The organism is Armatimonas sp., assembly GCF_043760365.1.
In the GTDB taxonomy this organism is placed as follows: domain Bacteria; phylum Armatimonadota; class Armatimonadia; order Armatimonadales; family Armatimonadaceae; genus Armatimonas.
Genome location: NZ_JAYUPA010000605.1, coordinates 1 through 4,262 on the forward strand (window position 1 = coordinate 1; position 4,262 = coordinate 4,262).

A 4,262-nucleotide genomic window follows, 5' to 3' on the forward strand; every position below is an offset into this window, starting at 1 on the left:
AGAGGTCGTAGAACCACCTCGGTGACGAGCTGCTTAATCTCGACTCCAGAAACCCGCTGCGCAATCTCCGCTGCCAACAAGACTGCCATGCTCGAATACAGGTAACGCGTTCCCGGTTCAAATTCTAAGGGAACACGAACCGCCCCACTCACGAACTCAGAGAGCGGTGCATGACTCTGGCGAAGGCTAGCGTTTTCCGGGAGCTGATCCGGCAGACCAGAGACATGGGTGAGCAGGTGCCGAATCGTCACACGGTCGCGTCCTTCCCCGGTGAACTCGGGAAGATACTTTCGGACTTGGTCGTCCAGCCCGAAGCAACCCTGGTCATACAGAGTCATCAAGGCCGCGATCACAATCGGCTTCGAGATAGATCCCAGAAGAAATGCCACGTCCACCGACGGAGCATCCCCGAAAGAGCGCGTGAATACCGTCGTTTGGCTGCGAACATGCAAAACCGCTCCCCGAACCTGACCGCTGGCGCAGGCATTCGTCAGAATATCCGCTGCCTCCTCAAGTTTGTCTTCCTGCAAAGAAGTGATCAAAGCGTTGTGAGCTCCGTCCAGCCGCCTCGCACGACGGGGAGTTTGTTGGCGAAGCGCAGGGGCAGCGCCGCGCCTTCCCACGGATCAACGACACGGACGGCGAGCCGGAGTTTCGGGAGCTTTGGGATGCCGATAAGCGACGCTTTCACCGAAAACGGGCCGGGGAGCCAGCGGCGCAGATCGACACTCGGGCGGGTGAGAGTCACATCACGGCCCGTTTCGTCGAGGATGCCAACCTCCAGTGGCCAGTTTCTATAAAACGGTGCGACGCCCTCATTGACACCATCGAGGGTAATACGCAGAACGCCGCTGGTCTCGAAGGCGTAAGCAAGTTTGGTAAGGCGGAAGCTGTAGCCCATGCGCCGCACCAGCACGTCGGCATGGGCTTTATGCTCGGCAGTCAAGTCTTTCTCATTCGCAGGGCAGTACGGCCCGATCCACGAGAAATGGAGCTGCTCGATAGATTTTTGAAGCGTCGGCCAGCCCTCACCGAGCCACTTCTTCGCCGCACCTGGCTCCATCTCACCGCCGAAGGGAGCGGTTTTCCAGTTCTCCGTGCGTCCGGCTTTCTTCAGTGACGGCAGAAACTGCCACTCGTCGGGGCCGAGCGAGTCTTGCGGGATCATGTCGTCGTGGTAGCCGAGCCACGCGTGGTTCGTGCCATCGTGGGGGTAGCGAGCGTGGAGAGGGACATCGGGAAAGGCCGCTTTGTACGCCGCCACGACTTTCTTCTGCGTCTCCAGCGACGCCATGAGCTTATTCACGGGCCAGGTGTGCCACTCGCCCCAAAAGCCCAGCGTCCCGAGCTGAAGAAATGCAACTCGGGGGTGGGAGTTGTAGCGTTTTCCAAACGCCGCGATGAACGCCAGGAGCGGCTCTAACAGCTTCGGATCGTCCCAGTCGGGGCAGAGGCCCTTGCCGACTTCTTTGGTGTCGTAGGGCGTTCGTTTCACGCCTGAATCAATCACCCACTGTGGCAGACCGGTCGGTTTGTTGGGGTACTCCAAAAACAGCCGCAGAATGACGTGCTTGCCGCGTGCGAGCGGGCTTTCCCACGTTTTCTCGAACGCTTCCCAGGCGAAGACACCGGGGCGCGGCTCTAACTCCCGCCACGAGGCGTAGAAGTAAGCCATCGCAACAGGTAGCGCGTGAACGAAGCCTGGATCGGAGTAGGCGCACCAGCCCTTGAGCGGGTTGTCGAGCGGCGAAGGGCCTGCGGGCAGAGCGAGCATTTTGGACATGATGAAAGTGTACCCAACAAAAAGAGTAAGGGCTGGTTTCACGTATCGTTCCCGGTCAGGAAGGAAACAGCTTGCGGGCTGAGTTCCCATGGGTGGAATCTATCTCGGTCATCTGTAAATAGCTCTGGTAGCGGCGGGGGCTGACGCGCTTATCGTCCACGGCGGCGCGGACGGCGCAGGCGGGCTCGGTGCGGTGGCGGCAGTTGGGGAACTTGCAGTGCCCCATCAGCGGCGCAAGCTCGGGGAAACAAAAGGCGACATCCTCGGGCAGTAAGTCCCAGAACTGGACTTGCCGTAGCCCTGGCGTGTCCGCGACCCAGCCACCGATCTCTAGCGTGAGCAGCTCCGCCCGGACGGTGGTGTGTCGGCCCGAGTGCGTGATCTCGCTGATCTCCCCCACTTTGAGGCGGAGGCCCGGCTGGACGGCATTCAGCAGCGACGACTTCCCCACCCCCGATGGGCCACAGAACGCGGAGAGGCGGCCCTTGAGCGCGGCCTTCAGTGCGTCAATGCCCTCGCCCGTGTTCCGGCTCGTCGTTAAAATATCATAGCCAATGGCCCTGTACTCGGCCAGCGCCTCGGTGAGCTCTTCGGGCGCGGCCAGGTCGGCTTTGTTGAGGACAATCAGAACCTCCAGCTCACTGTCTTCGGCCAGCACCAGAAAGCGATCTAGTTTGAACAGATCCGGGCGCGGCTCCGCAGCGGAAAAGACAATCACGGCCAGCTCTAAGTTCGCGACCAGAGTCTGGCGCTCGCGCTCGTTGCCGGAGCGCCGCACGAGTGCCTTACGGCGGGGCAGTACTTCCTCGATCACGCCCTCGGTGCCGGACTCCGCCACCAAGATCATCACCCGGTCGCCCACCGCAATCGGATCGGTCTCGGCGAGCTTCTTGACTTTCTCAACCCGCCGCACATGGCTAGCGGTCTCGGAGTAGGTAAAGCGTTTCTTCAGGTTCCCCCGCAAACGGCAAGGCAAGATGCGCCCTGTGGTGGTCTGCACCGTGTAGAGCCCCCGCCCTGCCTGCGTCACTATGCCCTCACTCAATCATAATCCCTATTTCCTCACGTCGTCACAGGGTATTATAGCCCCGTGTTCACGATAAAGGAAACCACGGCAGATTCACTGATCGCACTGCGCTGGCAAGTGCTTCGTCCGGGCCACCCTGAGAGCGCGGCACACTTCGCCGAAGATGCAGCGGAGGGGAGCGTACACTTTGCGGCCCTAGACACAAACGGCGCGGTGATCGGGTGCGCGAGCGTGATTAAAAAGAACAACGCGCTCCAGCTACGCGGCATGGCGACGGCTCCCGAGTGGCAAGGGAAGGGTGTAGGGCAGGCGGTTCTTGTCGCAGTACAGCAGCACGCACAAAGATGCAGTCTGCCACTCTGGTGCAATGCCCGAGTGAGCGCCGTAGGCTTCTACCAGAAAAGCGGATGGCACACGCAGGGGGAGCCGTTCACTGTTGCCGGTGTCGGCCCCCATTACCTCATGCGTTTTAGTTCAGAGTCGTGTTGACTTTCTGGAAAGACATCACCTGGTAGCTCCGGTCCGCCACGGGATAGTTGGGCGGGGGATCATCGGCGATCCGCTGGTCGTAGTTGCGGTTGAGAAGAAAGCCACTATTCACCACCCCCGCGAGCGTCACCACCCCCATCTGGCTGTTATTTTTCACAATAAAGCCGCCGAGAAGATTGATCACTCCCGGGGCGCGCGTGGTGGGGCCGACGACCATAAACGTATCGTAGGCCATGCACACAGCGTGGATGGTAAGGTAGTCTAAAACGGCACCTCCGCCATCCAGAAGCGGCACACAGAAGCGCCCCGACACTAGGCCCAGAGTCCCTGACTCCACGGGGGCGGTGGCGGCGCTAGACTTCAAGTTGTTGGGGTTGCTCCCATCCGTGACTAGGTTTTTGTAGACAATCCCCCCGTCAATATTGATTGTCTTGCTTCCCTCAGTGGCAATCGTCCAGGAGTTAGGACGCACGACTGTCGCGCCTGACATCTGGTTTTTCACCACGTAACCGGAGAGTCCACCGGGATAGGGCGACGTTTGGCTACCCACATCGCCATTGATATAGAGGGTCTGGTTGGTCGTCCCCCCGGTGTAGTTCGTCGTGCTAGTGAGTGTCCAGGGATCGGTGGACACCGCCCGCGTGTAGACCAGGAGCTCCAGAGTGTTACTGACAAGGCAGGCCGTTAGTAGAGAGCGCTGCTCCCTGCCTGTAATCCCTTGAATGATCTCGATCACCTGATCATCGTGTCCGCTGTGCGCCACAAAGCTCAGGTTCATGTCTTTGACATCGCCCCCCACGTAGATCCCTGCGCTTGGTGTTGAGCCACTGGCGGGCACGAACACCCCGACAAAACTCGACACGGGCTCACTTGCGCCTCCCAGCGCCCCATTTTTCAGGTCCGTCGTGGCAGTGGGCATCTTGATAATGGGCTGGTTTGTCTTGGGGGAACGGGCGGCTGCCG

Annotated in this window: 5 protein-coding genes; 1 reads left to right on the forward strand and 4 read right to left on the reverse strand. The window is 60.2% G+C overall.

Going from position 1 to position 4,262, the window contains the following annotated elements:
* From ACH2EH_RS13915 to rsgA, 3 genes are all read right to left on the reverse strand, one after another.
* Positions 1-542: serine hydrolase domain-containing protein (locus ACH2EH_RS13915; RefSeq protein WP_395142638.1), on the reverse strand; the 542-nt coding region annotated here is incomplete at its 3' end.
* A complete protein-coding gene (locus ACH2EH_RS13920; RefSeq protein WP_395142640.1) occupies positions 539-1,783 on the reverse strand; it encodes a DUF4832 domain-containing protein in 1,245 nt (414 codons plus the stop codon). The genes ACH2EH_RS13920 and ACH2EH_RS13915, both read right to left, overlap by 4 nt.
* A 55-nt stretch (positions 1,784-1,838) precedes the next feature.
* Positions 1,839-2,828, reverse strand: coding sequence for a ribosome small subunit-dependent GTPase A (gene rsgA, locus ACH2EH_RS13925; protein ID WP_395142642.1), 990 nt, complete (start codon positions 2,826-2,828; stop codon positions 1,839-1,841).
* Between the two features lie 45 nt (positions 2,829-2,873).
* Between rsgA and ACH2EH_RS13930 the strand changes: the two genes are divergently transcribed.
* Entirely contained in the window at positions 2,874-3,299 is a 426-nt protein-coding gene (locus ACH2EH_RS13930) for a GNAT family N-acetyltransferase (RefSeq protein WP_395142644.1), read from the forward strand.
* On the opposite strand, the gene ACH2EH_RS13935 is transcribed toward ACH2EH_RS13930, so the two are convergent.
* Positions 3,280-4,262: hypothetical protein (locus ACH2EH_RS13935; protein WP_395142646.1), on the reverse strand; the 983-nt coding region annotated here is incomplete at its 5' end. The two genes, ACH2EH_RS13930 and ACH2EH_RS13935, sit on opposite strands and share 20 nt — an antisense overlap.

Excerpts from the sequence above, each read along its gene's own strand:
- ACH2EH_RS13920 (WP_395142640.1), bottom strand. The coding sequence starts at position 1,783 with ATGTCCAAAATGCTCGCTCTGCCCGCAGGCCCTTCGCCGCTCGACAAC.